The organism is Acinetobacter sp. YH01010, from assembly GCF_013420775.1.
Taxonomy (GTDB): domain Bacteria; phylum Pseudomonadota; class Gammaproteobacteria; order Pseudomonadales; family Moraxellaceae; genus Acinetobacter; species Acinetobacter amyesii.
The window spans coordinates 43,134-59,269 of record NZ_VOYF01000015.1 but is presented as its reverse complement, the minus strand read 5'-3'; the positions used below and the strand labels follow the sequence as shown (position 1 = coordinate 59,269).

At 37.0% G+C, this 16,136-nt stretch carries 9 protein-coding genes; 7 read left to right on the top strand and 2 right to left on the bottom strand.

Annotation, left to right across the window (positions count from 1 at the left end; all coding sequences use genetic code 11):
- Positions 1-223: 223 nt before the first annotated feature.
- The 6 genes from FTT77_RS13415 (at position 224) to FTT77_RS13390 (ending at position 11,923) form a co-directional block, all read left to right on the top strand.
- Complete coding sequence (locus tag FTT77_RS13415) at positions 224-7,450, top strand: LPD1 domain-containing protein (protein ID WP_227504984.1); 7,227 nt, start codon at positions 224-226, stop codon at positions 7,448-7,450.
- Between the two features lie 9 nt (positions 7,451-7,459).
- On the top strand, positions 7,460-7,891 hold the full coding sequence (locus FTT77_RS13410) for a hypothetical protein (RefSeq protein WP_005005806.1): 432 nt from the start codon (positions 7,460-7,462) through the stop codon (positions 7,889-7,891).
- 272 nt (positions 7,892-8,163) lie between these two features.
- Entirely contained in the window at positions 8,164-8,736 is a 573-nt protein-coding gene (locus FTT77_RS13405) for a hypothetical protein (RefSeq protein ID WP_005028673.1), read from the top strand.
- Positions 8,690-9,478 (top strand): hypothetical protein, encoded by a 789-nt coding sequence (locus tag FTT77_RS13400; RefSeq protein WP_005028672.1) that lies wholly within the window; start codon positions 8,690-8,692, stop codon positions 9,476-9,478. Before FTT77_RS13405 ends, FTT77_RS13400 begins: the two co-directional genes overlap by 47 nt.
- Before the next feature lie 8 nt (positions 9,479-9,486).
- Positions 9,487-9,969 carry a hypothetical protein gene (locus tag FTT77_RS13395; protein WP_005028671.1) on the top strand — a complete coding sequence of 161 codons (483 nt, stop codon included), beginning with the start codon at positions 9,487-9,489 and terminating at the stop codon, positions 9,967-9,969.
- 97 nt (positions 9,970-10,066) lie between these two features.
- Positions 10,067-11,923, top strand: a complete 1,857-nt coding sequence (locus tag FTT77_RS13390; protein WP_005028670.1) for a hypothetical protein — start codon at positions 10,067-10,069, stop codon at positions 11,921-11,923.
- Between the two features lie 48 nt (positions 11,924-11,971).
- Here FTT77_RS13390 and FTT77_RS13385 read toward each other — a convergent pair whose 3' ends face one another.
- Both FTT77_RS13385 and FTT77_RS13380 read right to left on the bottom strand, forming a co-directional pair.
- Positions 11,972-12,373 carry a hypothetical protein gene (locus FTT77_RS13385; RefSeq protein ID WP_005028669.1) on the bottom strand — a complete coding sequence of 134 codons (402 nt, stop codon included), beginning with the start codon at positions 12,371-12,373 and terminating at the stop codon, positions 11,972-11,974.
- 49 nt (positions 12,374-12,422) lie between these two features.
- On the bottom strand, positions 12,423-12,836 hold the full coding sequence (locus FTT77_RS13380; RefSeq protein WP_005028668.1) for a hypothetical protein: 414 nt from the start codon (positions 12,834-12,836) through the stop codon (positions 12,423-12,425).
- A 266-nt stretch (positions 12,837-13,102) separates the two neighbouring features.
- Here FTT77_RS13380 and FTT77_RS13375 point away from each other — a divergent pair, with 266 nt between their 5' ends.
- Positions 13,103-16,108: a DotA/TraY family protein gene (locus tag FTT77_RS13375; RefSeq protein WP_005028667.1), complete on the top strand. Its 3,006-nt coding sequence runs from the start codon at positions 13,103-13,105 to the stop codon at positions 16,106-16,108.
- Positions 16,109-16,136 lie beyond the last annotated feature (28 nt).

Sequence of the window (16,136 nt, the reverse complement as noted above, 5' to 3'; positions counted from 1 at the left end):
TATTTATAAAAAAAGAAAGAATAGTGCACGGTTTTAGATGGTTTTATTAAAAATGATAGGTATTTAAACAGTGCTATTTACTCGGTATATACTATTTTAAAGAATAACGCCTAAACCCTCCCTCAAAGTTAATTTTTTAGTTTAATATAAGCACATATAAGTACTCGTAAGAGTCGTTTTAAAGTCTTGGATCATGCTATGTGACCAAGTAGGAGACTATAAAGTGAATGAAGTTAAATGGCCTAATTTAACTGGTCTTGGTGCGCGTCTTGTAGTATCGCCAGCCAACAATTTTCGCCCAAAAACGGCGATGCTTGTTGTTAATGAATTTGAGCAATTCAAAAAATCTATTGAACAAAACAGTTCTAAGCAATTTGAACAAGTGTTAATGGATGCCCATTTTTATGAAGTGCAAAATGATGATGGTATTCATGCGTACTACTATAAGAACCCGGCAAAGTCTGGTATCGATCTAAACGATCTTCAGAAGGTCTTTCCAGCGTTTACCAACGATATGAAAGTACCGACTAAGCAAGAAGATATTTATCTCACCAATCTACCGTTTAAGAAGAACATTCCGAACTGGAAAAGTTACTTCGCATCAGCGACCGAACGCCTTTCTGCTTTCCCTGAAGTGTATGTCAGTAAGCTAAACAATGGATCTAATATCCTTGATACGCTGAAAACCAGTCTTCAGGAATCGAACAAATCCTACTTGGCTCAATTTCAGTCTTCAAAAATTCCTTTTAATCGTCTTCAAGATTATGGCTATGAAAATATCTTCTCTAAAGTCTATCTAGATGAAGAATCGGCGATGGCCAGTGGCGAAAGTCTAGATAATCTAGCCAAAATTAAGTTGTCTCCATTTGCAGTACCCGTCAATTACGAAAAAGATGGTTCGTTACTGATTATTGATGACTTGCGCCATATTCCTGAAATCTTTGCTCATGATCCGTATGAAGCATTGGGGTTAAATGACAATATTAACCTGGTGCATTTTGCTCATGAATACGAGTCCACTTTTAATCAGCTGATTGAGCATGGCCGTGGCAACAGAATGTTTAACATGAGCTTTAAAGATGTTGATGCTTATGTACAAAAATTAGCTTCTGATCTTGTTGTGATAGACCGTGTGTTTAATCAACAGCAATTGCCGTATCCAAAGCTATTAGAATCAGCTAAACAAGGTATTCCAGCTTTTTATAAAGATGAACACGGCACATGGATGGCGTCTAAACAAGGTATTGAAACACGCCTTGTAGATAAGATGGTGTATGACGCTGCCATGCTTCGCCATGATGTCTTACAACAAATGGTACGCCAGATGCCAACAGGTAAAGTTTTCTTTGCCGATCTGAGCCAAGAGTTCTCTGAATTCTCTGTAAACATCGTTCCTAAGTTTAATGCGCTCTATGATCACCAATCTGCTGAAATCAAACAGCGTAAACTAGAAGAACAACTCAATGAATCAAATGTTAACGAGATCTTGAATGACCTTGATGTTAATTTTGAGGCAACTGAGAAGGCATCTATTACTGAGTCTGATCTACTCAACATTGCAAATGACCTCCCTACTCCAGAAATTGATGATGTTGCCGTACTTAAAGAGCTCTTAAAGTTTCCTGAAGAATTATTGGATGCAAGAGGCAATGACAAGGTGCGTGATTTCGCGCCGTCTATGCTTGAAATTAGACAGATCTTGGATGTCTATGTCATTCCTAAGGCTACTGAACAAGCTCAACAAATTGAGAAGCAATATAGTGATTATCTAAATCAGAAATATGCTGAAATTCAAGATGTCGTGCGCTCAGCTACACAAACAAAAAACTTCAGCGTAGATGATATTCAAGCGATCTCTGACGAAATCGACACACACAATGTTGAGATCTCAAAACAGTACAATGAAGTTAAAAAAGTCTTATGGCAAAGTGAAACTTTGGTATCTGGCATTACGTCTGCAACAAATACCTTTTTGTTTAATAAAAACAGCTTCTACTACGCTAAAGATGAAAACGGCAAATTTGTAGGTTTTGAATCTGAAGTAGAAAGCAATCAACATAAAGCGGATCTGTTCAAATTACTATCTAAGCAATTCGACAATCAATTGGTTTCAATTAACACGCCTGAGCTTCAGGAATTTGTGAATAATGAAACTGCAGTTGATATGTTGATGTCACGCACGAACAATTATGTTGAGCAAAATATCAATGATTTTGTTGCTGGTGATTTTTCTGCGCCTTTAGAGCTAGAGCAAGATGTACAGCGTTTAGAGTTAAGCGATCTGTGCACGGCTGATCTTGCTAATAACGATAAATTAGCTTCAGCGTATTTTGAAGAGTTTACTCGGCTTCTTGATGAATCAAACTTTGATGAAGCATTTTTAAAACAATCTCTATCACAAACTAAAAGTGCGTCATTCTTAAAGAACGGTGTAAATGAGATTTTATTCCGTAATTTATTGGTGCCAAATGCAAGTGAAAACTTCAATCGTAAGACTAAATCTGATTCTGTTCCTGAGGATATTCTTGCTAAAACTTCATCACATACAGATGGGTTTAGTCTGGACCGTCAGTTCAATCGCTTTGTTGAAGTTCAAAGCTTCCAAAAGGCATTAACAGCCAAATATCCGCAACAAGACTGGTCATTTATCACAAAGGATGACCGTGGCGAAAACATCAAGTCGATTGCTGAAGATATGCAGTCTGACATGGAAGAAGACCGTAAAGATGCAAAGGATCTGTTGTCGAGTATCGAACGTCAGTTTTATTCTAAAAATTCGACCTTATTTGTCTCGAACATGGATCTCGCTGCAGATGAAATCTATGTTCAGATTAAACCAACGGGTGACATTGACGATTTAAAAGTTAAAACCGTTAAATCAAATGAATTTGATGAAAACAAACATTTTTCATTGTCTACCGATGGCTACAAAGCAACAAATCAAGCGTATGCGAACATTGCCAAGTATTTTGTTGAAAAAACCCTATATCTAGAAGATGGCGATTATGACAAGGCACAAAAACTAGCTGCCTTAGTGATTGCTGGTGAAGATAAAGAGCTCAAACAAGAAACTAAGAAAGTCTTTGGTGTAGAGCTGACTGCAGATGACTTGAAGCAAGTCCAAAGCATGCAGTTAGAAGATGGTAAGCTCCAGTTAAACAAAACTGCCCTACCGAACCACAACTACAACAACATTCAGCTATTCAACTATCTGAACCTGATTGATATTAATCAGCGTACAGTTTTTGGCAAATTTGATGTTGAAGTACAAAAAGAATTTGAGGTGATTAAGGATCTTCTCAAACCTAATGTAGCTTTTCAGAATAACGTTAAATATTTTTCTCTAACAGCTGAAGAAGAGAACGTACAGTTCAATAGTGAATCTGAATACTTTAACACTCAGCTAGAAAATGCTGTAAAGCACTATGAAGATCACCACGGCGCAATCAAGATCCCTGATCATGATTTGTTTATAACTGTGTTTCAAAAGAATGATCTTCAGTATATACGCCTCTACAATCATAAAGACAAAAATGCGCCGTTTATTGGGCATTCAGTTTCCCTAGATGCCAATATACATAAGGCTACTGGCTTTAATGATAGAGATGCGGTTAAAACGTCTGCGAATGCTTTGTTTAAGTTATCGACTTCACGCAACAGCATGACGTTTATGCCTCCAGCTAAGTTCACTTTTGAAAAATATTACGAGTCAGATCTCAACTTCTTCAAAGCTAAAGATAGTCAGCAAACTTTAATCAATAAAGTGTTTACGTCTTTACCAAACAAGATGTTCCAGTACATTTCTGATCATCCATCTAATTTCAACTCTAAATTAGATTTCATCAGCAATCTTAATTCTGCAACATACGAAAAGTTTGAGGATCTTAGCTACGATAAAAAACCGAATGAAGTCACTGAGCTTCTGAGCAACATCTCTCCAGCGTACACCTATGTTATCGCTCATGTAGATGGCCAGACAGCAATCATGCCTAAAAACTTAACCAAAGTTTTTGATGTTCAGGCATTTGAAGAAGTTCATCCGTTTGATTTGGTGAACTCTAAACTTCAGAAAAGTGATCTTAAAGAACTTTTTAGCAATGGTATCAATGGTGAACCTGATCCGTTCATTAATAAGCTCAAATTTAGTGTTGTATTAAACCGTGTAGGTAATCCAGAACTTGAGGATATTCAGCCTAGATTTATGTTAGAGCAGATCGCCGTGAATGAGGCGTTTGCAGAAAAATATAAAACCTTAACCGCTTTAAATGAAGTCAATGCCGTCATGCTTGAGCATGTCAAAGCATTACAAGATACGATTAAACAGGCTTATGCTGAGCATTTTGTAGGTTCCAACCCTAAAGTTCACCAATACAAGTTGCTAAACAAATCATCTCAACAAGATGAAACACCGCAATTGTTTATGGTTGATACGGACTATGAGCCTCAATTAACTGCCGTGCTTCTTCGTATACCGTCTCATGACTATCAGTATCAATTGATTACTGGTTTTGATGATGTAGACCAGTTTAGTCACGAAATCTTAAATGCTATCGAATCTAAGGTTAATTTCGGTACCACTTTAGAGCAATTAGCACTATCTAACTTGCCTGAAATTCAGATTAAACACAAAACTGACTTTGAGAATAAACAGTTAGCAAGTTTGCATTTCCAAACTTTGATTACGAATACGCTTGGTGCTCTATACGATCAAACCGCACACATAAAGCCGTATATCAAAACTGAAAATCACAAATTGTTTTTGGCCATCAAGCCATCGACCGACAATGAATATGCATCGGTTAAACTTTTTGGTGATAAGTCCGATATTCACGGTGATTACAAGTCTCTGTGCGTTTTTCCTGTTAAAAGTATGCGCTCAGTTGAAGATGTCTTACAACTTCAAAACCGTGTGTTTACTGACTTCACGTTTATCGATCAATTGGTACCAAAAGACAAATATGTGCCTGTTGATGTAAAGGTAGAGCCAAGTGACTCCCCTGCTATGTACTTAGGTGATGTAGGTGCCAAGTTTGGCGGTGCACATAAAGATCGCTACGGTGAATACATTTCATTGGAATATATTTCAGCGACATCAGCCGATCAAACAGCTACGGACTATCGAAAAGCAAAAATCGTTGCAAATAAAGAATTCCAAGCTTGGTACACCAATACGCCACTCGGTATTGATGACAAAATATTCGTAAAGGCAATGTATGACTACTGCCCAACTAAACCGTTATTCTCTAAAAATGCGTTGATGCTTGATAGCCAACGAGCGACAGAATTACGTGCGTATGTGGCTGTTGTTTCTAACATCAGAAATTTGATGGTAGATACTCAAGAAGAGTTGATTCATGCGGTAAGAAACAATAAAAGCTTATCTGCTGAAAGTCTTGGTATGACTGATCGCCAACGTAAAGACTATATCGGGCTTTATAGTAAAGGTACCAAGAACAACTACAAAAACTACTTCGAATTGCTTAGCAATTTGAATGAGTACTACATTATGCCAGAACATACAGGCGGTATCAGTGTTCAGCTTGAGAAAATCATCGAAAAAACGATTGATAAAGAACTCAGTGAGATTCTATCAACAGGTAAGATCTTTGATTTTTACGGTAAGTCGAAAGTCACTAAAGATGTGAGCGATGCGATCAGCAACATGCAACGTACTGGCTTATATTCAACTGTGCTTGAACCATACGTTCTGAAAAGTGCGATTGAAAGTGGTTTAGTTAAAGCTGAATCTGCACCTATTTATGTTAAAGATCCTGTTGCACCAGTTATAGAAGCAACGACTGAAGCTGTGAATACACCTAAAGCACCACGTTTGCCGTCATTTACCAGTGAAGTGAAAAAACTTGAAAATGGCTTTGTGACTGAAAAAGTCCAATCAAGTATTTACGGATTGTTAAATTACTCTCGTACTGGTCCTGATCATCGCCAAGGTGCCGATGTGGATTCATTCAAGCTTAAAGATGACTTTTCTATCCGTGGTGTTGAAGTAGGCAATAAAGTTAGTCCTGTGGCTCAACAGTTGGTTAATGCCGTGTATGACTCATTGGCTGACTTAAAACAACTCATGGGCTTTAAATCAAACAATGGTTTATTGAACTTGGGTGTTGCTTTGGCTTCACGCGGAATTAAAGGATCTGCAGCGCATTTTGAACTGTCTAAGAACGTGGTTAACTTAACTCGTGATAGCGGATCTGGAAGTTTGGCTCATGAGTATGGCCATGCGCTAGATGCACACTTGGGAATGTTGGAAAAAGCGGAAGTATATAAAAATCACGCTCAAATGAATCGTTCTGTACTTCAGGACTATTATGAAGACATCCCTAATTTTGAGATACCAGGTGCACGACACTTCTTATCAAATATGTTGGATGCTGGATACTCCCCTGTTACTGAGTCCGGTCGTGCTTTTGAAAAGGTACATCGTGCGATGATGAATGAGCCAGTTCAGCCAATGAAAAATTACGGTCAAGTACTTCATGAGAATGCTGAGACTGCAATCAAGGCGTACCACACTGTTGCTGATTCAATGCATGATGAAGTGATTAAGAATAAAGAGAATTATCCTAATTCTACGCGCAAAACCTTAAACAGCTTCTTTGACTGGCACCAAAAGCACTATGAAGATCTCATTCGCCGTCAGTTTGAGAAAATTGAAGAGTACTTGAAGAAGTATGAGCGTGAATATAAAGCTGATACAAACCTATCTTTCTTCAGTACAGTTCAAGACAAGGTGGATGTCATTGTCTCTAAAATTAACACTGACATTAATGCTATAAGCTTTAAGTCGTTTGAGCGCTATCAGCAAAAACTTAATGATATGCGCCAGCCAGAACATCATTTACCTACAACCGGTTTGGAAGAAAAAATTACAGGTGTTGCGAACGCAGCGAATGTGGATTTAAAAACACTATCGCAAAACCTATCTGAATACTTGATAGAGTCATCTAAATACAAGTTCTATAACCTGGTAGAGAAGTACATGCCTGAGGGAGTTAAAAATCCTCATACTCAAATGCAAAACTTCTTTGATAAGTCGCAAGACGTTGAAGTTAACGTAGGTGATATTCGTTTTAGTGACAATCTATCGCGTTATAAAAAGGACTGTTTAAATATCGACAGTGCTGAAAATCGTGCAACGCCGTATTACGCGACCAGTACCGAAATGTTTGCTCGTTATTTTGAGACTTATTTGTACTCTAAAGTTTCAAATGAAAATGAAATGAAAAACTCATTTTTAATTGACGGCTACCCTACCGTACAACCTAAAGGTTTAGAGTTTGAGATCTGCAGAAACTTGACTGAACAATTAGTCGAAACTTGTGTGAATGAAATATTTGATCAAGATCTGCAAAACGAAAATACCCAAAAAATTATTGCTGAAGTTTCGATTGAAAAAGAAAATGAAGCTGACCAATTAAGACTTGAGATGTGAGATAACTAAATGCAATACGAAAATATTCATGAAGCAAAAACGCCACTTAAAAGCATGATTACTCGTAGTCATGCCTATATTCGCCTGTTGGTAGAAAAAAGTATGGCTGATGGTATTAAGTTTAAATATCACAACGGTAGACGTTTAACTCAAATTGATGATCCTGAGCGTGTTGTTTCTCAAATCTTCCCTTATTTTTTCCGTTTAGTTTTCTTGGAAATATCAACTTATTACGGTCAAACATTTGATGGTCTTAAGTTTCATTCTAAGAAACGTGCAACAGGAACATTGCAATTAGAGGTCAGTATTCTTGAAGACAAAATACCGAACCAATTAGAGTTTTTCACCTTTATTAGTTACGTTTTTAACTATGGGTTTTTAAAAAATCAATTCCATGAAGACTTAACCCTTTTAACCAAAGCAACAAAGTTTGCCAGTTAAAAGTTAGATCCATTTTAAATCTTAGATTTAGGTATATACTAAAAATAATTTTTAAATATTTAAACTTTCAATGTGGCTTTATAATCAAATAAAGCCATATTGATTTAGAAACAAGTTAGATATTTCTGAATTAAAAGTGTGGCGAAAGTATCAGTTTTATAAGTCAAACAGTCTGCAGTCTTTTAAGTAACTGTTGTAACGAAATAGTCATAACTGAGTCGCTGTACATTTGATGTGTATGCCCTTTTATTAATCCCATTGGAGATGATCGAATGCAAAAACCATTGCATGAAAATCTTGAAAACTTTCTGCCTTACTTGAAAAGTGAACTCGCTGCCAAAGGTATTTTAAGTGCGTCACTCAAAACCATCTTTTTGAACTACATTGATCAGATCACAAAAGAGAATAGATTCGTCAGCCATACCAATACGACCGATCGACAAATTGTATATATAGAACGTGGCGATGATGCATTGATGTTGCGCTTTAAATATTTTGTTGAAAATAATGAGTACTTAGAAGTTGAGTTAATCATCACGGATACTCATGTAAAGTTGGTTTATGCTGAATCACCAGAATTACACTTGCTTTATGATGATGAAACACCAATTTGCTTAGATGCTGGCCAGTTAATCAAGTGTACCAATGACTATGGAACATCACTTGCTACTTTAATTAGCGCCCTATTCCAATGTTTACTCAGTGATGATCCACAAAAAAATATCCAAGACGTACTTAATCAAACTAATCTTTTTGACAAAGTTTCAGATGAAAATGCCGAATTAAACAAGGGTTCACATGATTTCGATAACCGACAAAATCAAGCAAATATCTGGGTTTTCTGATTCAGATTCAGAAGTTGTTAAGGATAGTGTTTTATCCTTATCTACTGCTTTGTGGATCATGAATATACTCATGTCTACAAATTTTGTTATTGGTTTAACCAAGAGAGATCAGAAGCTTTTTGATAATGCCAAAGAAACACTGATTACTGAAATGAAGCGGTTAAATTACAATCTTAGCGATTATAAAGTACTCCCTGTTTCAAAAAAGAATGAACCGCTTTTGCTTCAAATTAAACTTGAACAAAAATCAGATCGGATCATAGATTTAGTCAATGCCAATTTAAAGGATTTATCCAAAGACGAGTCCATGGTTATTGAAGTTCTTTATGCAAATTTAATGAATAGTAATAGTGGTGTTTGCATCACTATAAGCGATATTCATGATAAAACAGCGCTTCAAGTCAGTGAGATTCTTACTGACATTTCAAAAGAATTAAAGGTATCTACTTTATCCGATGTTCTTGATATTTATGCACGACCAATTGAACATAATAATGCCAAGGTGAGCTTTACCCTGGTGAACCCATGGGCATTATCAACCGATAGAAAAAAGACTCTTTGCATTGCTGCACCCATATTCAATGAATACAACAGTCCATTTAAATTAATTGCACTTCTTCAAAATATCATTTATCTAATTAATCAGAAGTGTACTAAAGAGACGGACCTTCTATTCGATTCCATTAACCTACCAAAATTTCAAAATAGACTTTTTGGCCAAAGCTTTTTTTATATTAATTAGGACTAACCATGAAAAACCAAACACGCCCATTTACTGTAGTGTTGTTGGCTCCTATTGCAGAACAACCTATTCATGCTTTAGTTGCGCCATCAGGTGATTCAATTCTGTTATCACAAGATACGAAAGTCTCTACTCTCGCAAATTGTCCAGATATGATCGAATCTGAGTTCGGTACATATGATGAATTTCTTATCGAACATCGCGATCAATTTATGCTGTTTAACCAAGTCGCATCTGATTTAGATCCTGATCTAATTTTTCCTAAAGTGCATTCAGACCTACTTGAAGATAGCTTATGTATTATTCGTTCTATTTTCGCTTTTGAACGTTTCAAATTAGAAGAAGAACAAAAGAATGCTACTCGTAAAGAGCCTAAAGAAATTAATCAAGAATATTTAATGAAACGTGCGATAGACCAGGCAATGACTTTAGAGCAAGATGTTTCTGACCTTTCATCAAATGTAGAGCGCTTACAAAGCCCCATGTCTTAAACTCCATTAAATATATTTAAAATTAACTTTAAACCCTCTCTTAAAACTTATATGCTTATTAGTAATAGTTTAAGGGTGTGGTTTAAAGTATTTTTAGATGGATACAAATTTAGTTTTTTTCGATGACTTTAACGCTACTTCTAACACCTCTTCTGGTGAAAATCACCGTTCTTTAAATAACGTACTATTCTTCTTTCTCAACTATCATAAAGGTACGTTTTTAGCTGATACGATATTTTTTGATACCCACTATCAAACAATTGACAACCGTAATATTGTCGGGGTTTTGCCTGTTCTTTTTAGTATCTGCCAGATTGACCGTTCAGAAGGTCACACCGGGCAAATAGTCGATATTCAACAGGATCTAAATAACGTAGATGAAGATGATTATGAACCTGTAATTGATATAGATGATACGCAAACATTTAACTTGTTCTACCACTTCCTTAAACCATCCAATGATGCACCTGTAAAACCACACCTTAATAAACTAAAAGTATTACCAGACAACTTAATCGATTCGATTAAACACCATGAGCTTTTAAATTACATTCTTGCTCTCATTGAGAATAAGATCTGGACCGATTCTGATGTATTTAAGTATGAGTACAAAAATAGGTTTTTGTTTTGCGTTTTTATCTATTTGTCCAAGACCGTAGATCTAAGTTTTAATAGCTCTCACGCTTCTTTCACGAGCTGGCTTGAACTGCGTAACCTATCTTGGTTTGGTGCTAATGAAGTTGATACCAGTAACTTTGCAACATTAGAGCTTTATATACATGCCCTATCCTACACGCTTAAACTGGCAAACCATATTGTAAAAGCAATCATCAATAATAATGTGACGCCGTTTAAAGTTGCACCGCAAGAAGAATTGTTTTACTTTTTTGCTGAACGTACAGACGCACGTTCTCCTAATGAAGAGACTACACCGCCGTATACGCCAGCGGAAGATGATGAAACTTTTTCCACTGAACTTTCTAGTGCTCCAGTACCAGCACCGTCAAATAAGGAAACACCAAAAGTAACCGATGCTTATTTATTGGTTGGTGCGGATCTTGAGGATTCTGAGTCCACAACATCAGAAAAGAATGTGATTACTCAAGACTTCAACTACCAAGCACGTTTAAATGAATTATATGAGCTGTCAAAATTCATCAAAGATGAAATTATAGATGCTCCAATCATTTCTATTAATCAAGCGTGGAATATAGTGCAAGATAAATGGAAGTTTTATCTCGATACTTTTTCAAGTAGCTACTTCAATATGAATGATTTTGAGAAGACGGCTATTCTTAAACAATTGAAATCACTCAAAGCCAGTATTTTTATGAACTGGTTTGATATTAAGTCGGGTGCTGGCCAGCAAGTATTTATTGATCTAGTGTCATACGACACGTTTAAGATTGAGTTTCTTTCTTCTGAAGCTAAGATGATCCAAACTTACATGAAGAACCGTATTAAAAATCAGATGTATTTTGAAACTACGGCGCCACAACCAAAGTTTTTGAGAAATCTAAACAACTTATTTAATGAACGTGTCGATACGCAAAAAATTAAAGACATAGAAAACACTGAACTTTTGTTGAAGGTGAATGGCATTCTTGACGGTGTTACCAAAGATCTCATTGACAATATCAATCTGCATTTATCAAATGACATTTATCTTGTGAACTACTTTTCTAATGTAGATAAGGAACTGGAACCGCCCAAATATCACTTATTAGATATTTTGCTTCGTACTTCAGTGCTTAACCTTATCTATGTTTGTCCTACAGCATCACTCAATGCAACCAAGGATCTTCTAAATGCAATCACTGATCCTGAAATTGAGGTTTCAGCTTTTGACACATTCGACCGCAAACAATATCAAAATCAAATTGTAAAAGAACTCGCATGTTCATTCCGTCAGCGCATAGATCCATCTGAACTTTTGAAGCTAGATATTACGTAGATATAAAAAATGCCCATCATTCGGGCATTTTCTTTTTAATGGTTAGGCTTACCAAGGTCTAGGCTCTGGTGGGCGTGATGTGTATTCATTATCCATATTGTTTTCAGATTCATTGTCTTGGTCCAATTCTGGATCTGTTTGTTTGTAGCGGTTTTGGTAATCTTGCTGCTCAATTAAATCTTCTAGAGCCATTTCTTTAAAGTGACCAACAAGTAATGAACGTGTTTCTTCTTGGTATTCTGGTTCTTGCGCTAATTGACGTCCAATTTCATTCGGTAGTTTATTGTCGTAGATATATTTTAGGTTGGTTCGTTGTGTTTGTAGTGTAGGTTGTGGGTTAAACTCGTCAGTAAGGGAAACTACTTTAGCTTCACTAAAACTAGTGCCACAATTAAAAACGGCTCTGGTCGCGTCTTGAAGTATATCTTCTTCGTTCTGTATGTTTTCCATTTGGCTTAAACCCTTTATTAAAGTCAGAATCTTAAAATTAAGAGATGTATTAAGATACCCAATTATACTTCAATAAATTTTCAATTTGTACCTTTAACGCTTCTTGCTCTAATCTGTCTAAACCTATTGTTGCGATGTTCTCTAAAAACTTGTCTTTATACTCGTTGTAACTTTCTATATCGTCTTTTTTAATGGTTTTGTCTAGATTTAACGTAAGCATGAGGTTTAATACTTTTAATATTTTTAGGTTCTTCCGTTTTTTGAGAACTTCAATAGGATCTAATTCAAAAGTATTTATTTTATCTAGTTTTTCTTTATAAGTTATTGCCATTAAAGGATTTATGCTTTGGTTGAGTATGTAGGATAACTCTAAAACAGTTATATCTTTCCCCATATCTTTAGATACAGATTTCTTAATTTCCGACAGTAAAATTAAGTGAGATGTAAACTTTGCTTTATCCATAATAGTCTCTTGTATTTAAACTAAATCTTTAAAACAATTAGCAAGTCATGTTTAAACTTTCTGTATATACCAATAACAGTTTTGTGGTACATTATTGCTAATTTAAAAACCATTGTTATTTGTAATAAAATGGTTTTAATGATTCTTTGGTTAAAAGGTATTAAGCCTTTTAGTTAAACGTCTAACTTGTAATTTATAACACTTTGCTTTTAGTCGTCTTAAGTAAGCGATGTATAAGAAGCATTAAGAAAAACGGTGAGTTAGCTATGAGTTTATTTTGTCAATCGACAAATCCGAATTGTGATGGCGACCAAGCCGTTACTCTTCTCTCATCTATCTTTGGACACGACTTCATCAATGCGTTTATCAATGCGTCTGGACCAGCCTCGACAGTACCATCATCAGGTTTACTCACTAATATATTATTAGGCGGTGTAGCTAGTGTGGCAATGTCGTTGGTTTTGGTTTTTGCGATCGGTATTGGTTTAACAGCACTTTTGAAAAGCGCCCAGGACGGTGAAGCTTTCGGGAAAGATTCAAAAGTCACTACGATGTTTTCCCGAATATTATATTCGATTATTTTACTTTTACCTACGGCGTCCGGCTACTGTTTCATTCAAGTAGTCGTGCTAGGTATGGTGCTATGGTCAAATAATGTATCCAATACAATTAATAATAGAACGTTAGGCGAATCCTTAATGGCTTCGGCTAGTTTGTCAGATACGCACGATCATCAGCGTGACATCTTTGGATTTAGGAAAAATGCGCCTGTTATGCTTCGCCAGTTGCATTGTATTAACGTTCTAAACCAAGAGTTTTATACTCTACCGCCAGCATTCGGGCGCTATTTTAGTGATGGTGCTTATGGGGCGAATGCTAATCCTGGTGTTAGCATGACTGCAGTAGAGAAAAAGCAAAACTACATTGATAAAACCGCTAAAACTGCAAGTAACTGGACATCTGTTACTTATAACTTCGCTTACGCTGACAGCCGTTTAGAAGTTGGGGGCAAAAAAGAGCCGATCTGTGGCGGTGCTTCAATGAACGTTGTTAATCCAGCTGCGGTTAATGCTGAGTTAATGGACATTCCTGTTTATAAACTTCGCCAATCAGATCAAAACAAGATCAACGTTGCTTTGGCAAATGTTCAAGCTAAGTTACAACAAGAAAAGAACAATCTATATCGTCAATTCTTTATCGATTTAGAAAAGTGGTATATCGCATATCAAGTAAGCCCTAATGCCACTGAACAGGAAGGAACATTCCCGATTAGTAAAGCTGCTATGGATGCTTTCAATGCGCTAGTTGATAATTATGTGAATAAGAGTCATACCGTAACGAATAATGTTCTGACTTCTGAAAATGGCTATACTGCGGTTCAAACTGTTGTTAATACGCTAAATCAGCGCGGTTGGATGATGACGCCTGAAGCTCGTATTAAAGTAGGTCAATATCGCGCTATTGTTGAGAAGTATATTACTGAACCTTTGTGGACGTTCAGCCCTCCTACACTGAATTCAGCAATCATGAGCAACTCAAAAGGTGAAGCAATTTATAACACCGTTTATGTTGCAATGGATAATGCTGTTGGTAGCATTACATCCAACAATAATTGGGTGGCAAACGGCGATATTGCCGACTCTACCAACTTAATATCAATGTCTACCGATGGTGGTGACTCAAACAAAGTATCCAACATCGATCAAAAGTTTTCGGCATATGGTTCTGCTTGGGCAACAAACATTACTAAATCATTGGTAATGGGTGTATTGGTCGGTGAAAAAGGCGATGCGGAATTATTAAATAATAATTCGTCAAGCTCAAATATCAGCCCTACTACATTGCACCGCAATACGAATGTTATCCGTAATATTCAAGATACTGGTGAAGCAATCTTAGTCTATAAAGCTGTGGCTCAAGGTACTGTTGTCGGCATGAAATTAGTCGTGCTTACTGCTCGTTCTGGTTCTGCTCTTGTTCAATGGGTACCAGGGCTTAAGGGCGTAACTGAAGAAGGCACCAACGCTTTAGAATATGCCGTTGAAAATATCTTTGCTCCTATCCTTGGTCAGCTAGTAACGTATTTGACGATTCTTGGTGTGTGGATGGCGGTTGTTATTCCATATATGCCAATGATCTTCTTTGGTCTAGCTTGTGTAGGTTGGATCATCCATATCCTATACGCTGTGTGTGGTTTGCCTTTATGGGCGCTAATGCACATGATCCCTGAGCGTACTTTTGTCGGTAGCCAAACACAAGGTTATGTCACGGTATTAACGTTGTTCATGCGACCAATATTTATCATTGTTGGTTTCTGGATGGCTGAAATTATTATCGGGCCAGCTCTTGTTACGCTTACTGATATGTTCTTTAGCTACCAAGGTGCAATGAGCATCGCTTATTCATCTAATACGTTTACAGTTATCTTTACTGAGCTGATTACGTTTATCTGGAAGTTCTTCTTATATCTATTCTTGATGACTTCAGCGATCTACCTGATTTACGGGTTGGTATTTAGTGTTGCTGACCAAGTACAACAATGGATTGGTTCTGGATTGAATGGCGGTCAGTGGGGTGAAACAAACTCAAAAGAAGCTATTCAAAAGTTTGGTGGCGCTGCAAGTACGTTGTCTGGTCCATCTCCAGCATCTCGCCGTCCTTTACCGCCTGGTAGACGTCCTGATGGTGGTAAGGGTGGTCCAAATAATCCGAAAGGTGGTGGTGGTGGCAATGGTGGTACAGGTGGTAATACATTAGGCGGTACTGGTAGTACGACTGCATATAGCCCTGTAAACATGCCAGCTAGATCCGCTTCTTTTGGCGCTGCAACTGGTGGTACAGGTGGTATTACTCCAAGTGGTGTCACTGGTGGTACGGGTGGTAGAACTGGTCTTGGTGCTAAACCAACATCACCTACCCCAAGCCAAGGTCAATCTACATTCGGTATGGGTGCTACAAGTGTAAGTGGTACAAATAATACGCCTACTACTGGTGGTGGTCTATATGGTGCAAATGCTTACGGAAAAACAGCTTCTACGTTTAATCGTGGTGTAGCTAAAGCATCAGCATCTAAGACTGGTTCTACTTTCGGTAGTGTGAATGTTGCAAGTGGTACTGGCTATACGTATGGTACTGGTTCGACTCCTAATGCACGTTTTGGTGCTAGTTCTAGTGCAACCAAGAAATCTAATATTTCTGGCCGTAGCACTATGACTAATCGTGTGCGTTCAGGTTTAAGTTCAACTCTGTCTAAGTTTAAAGGTAAACCTTAAAATCTAGACAATAAAAAATGGTGCTTTA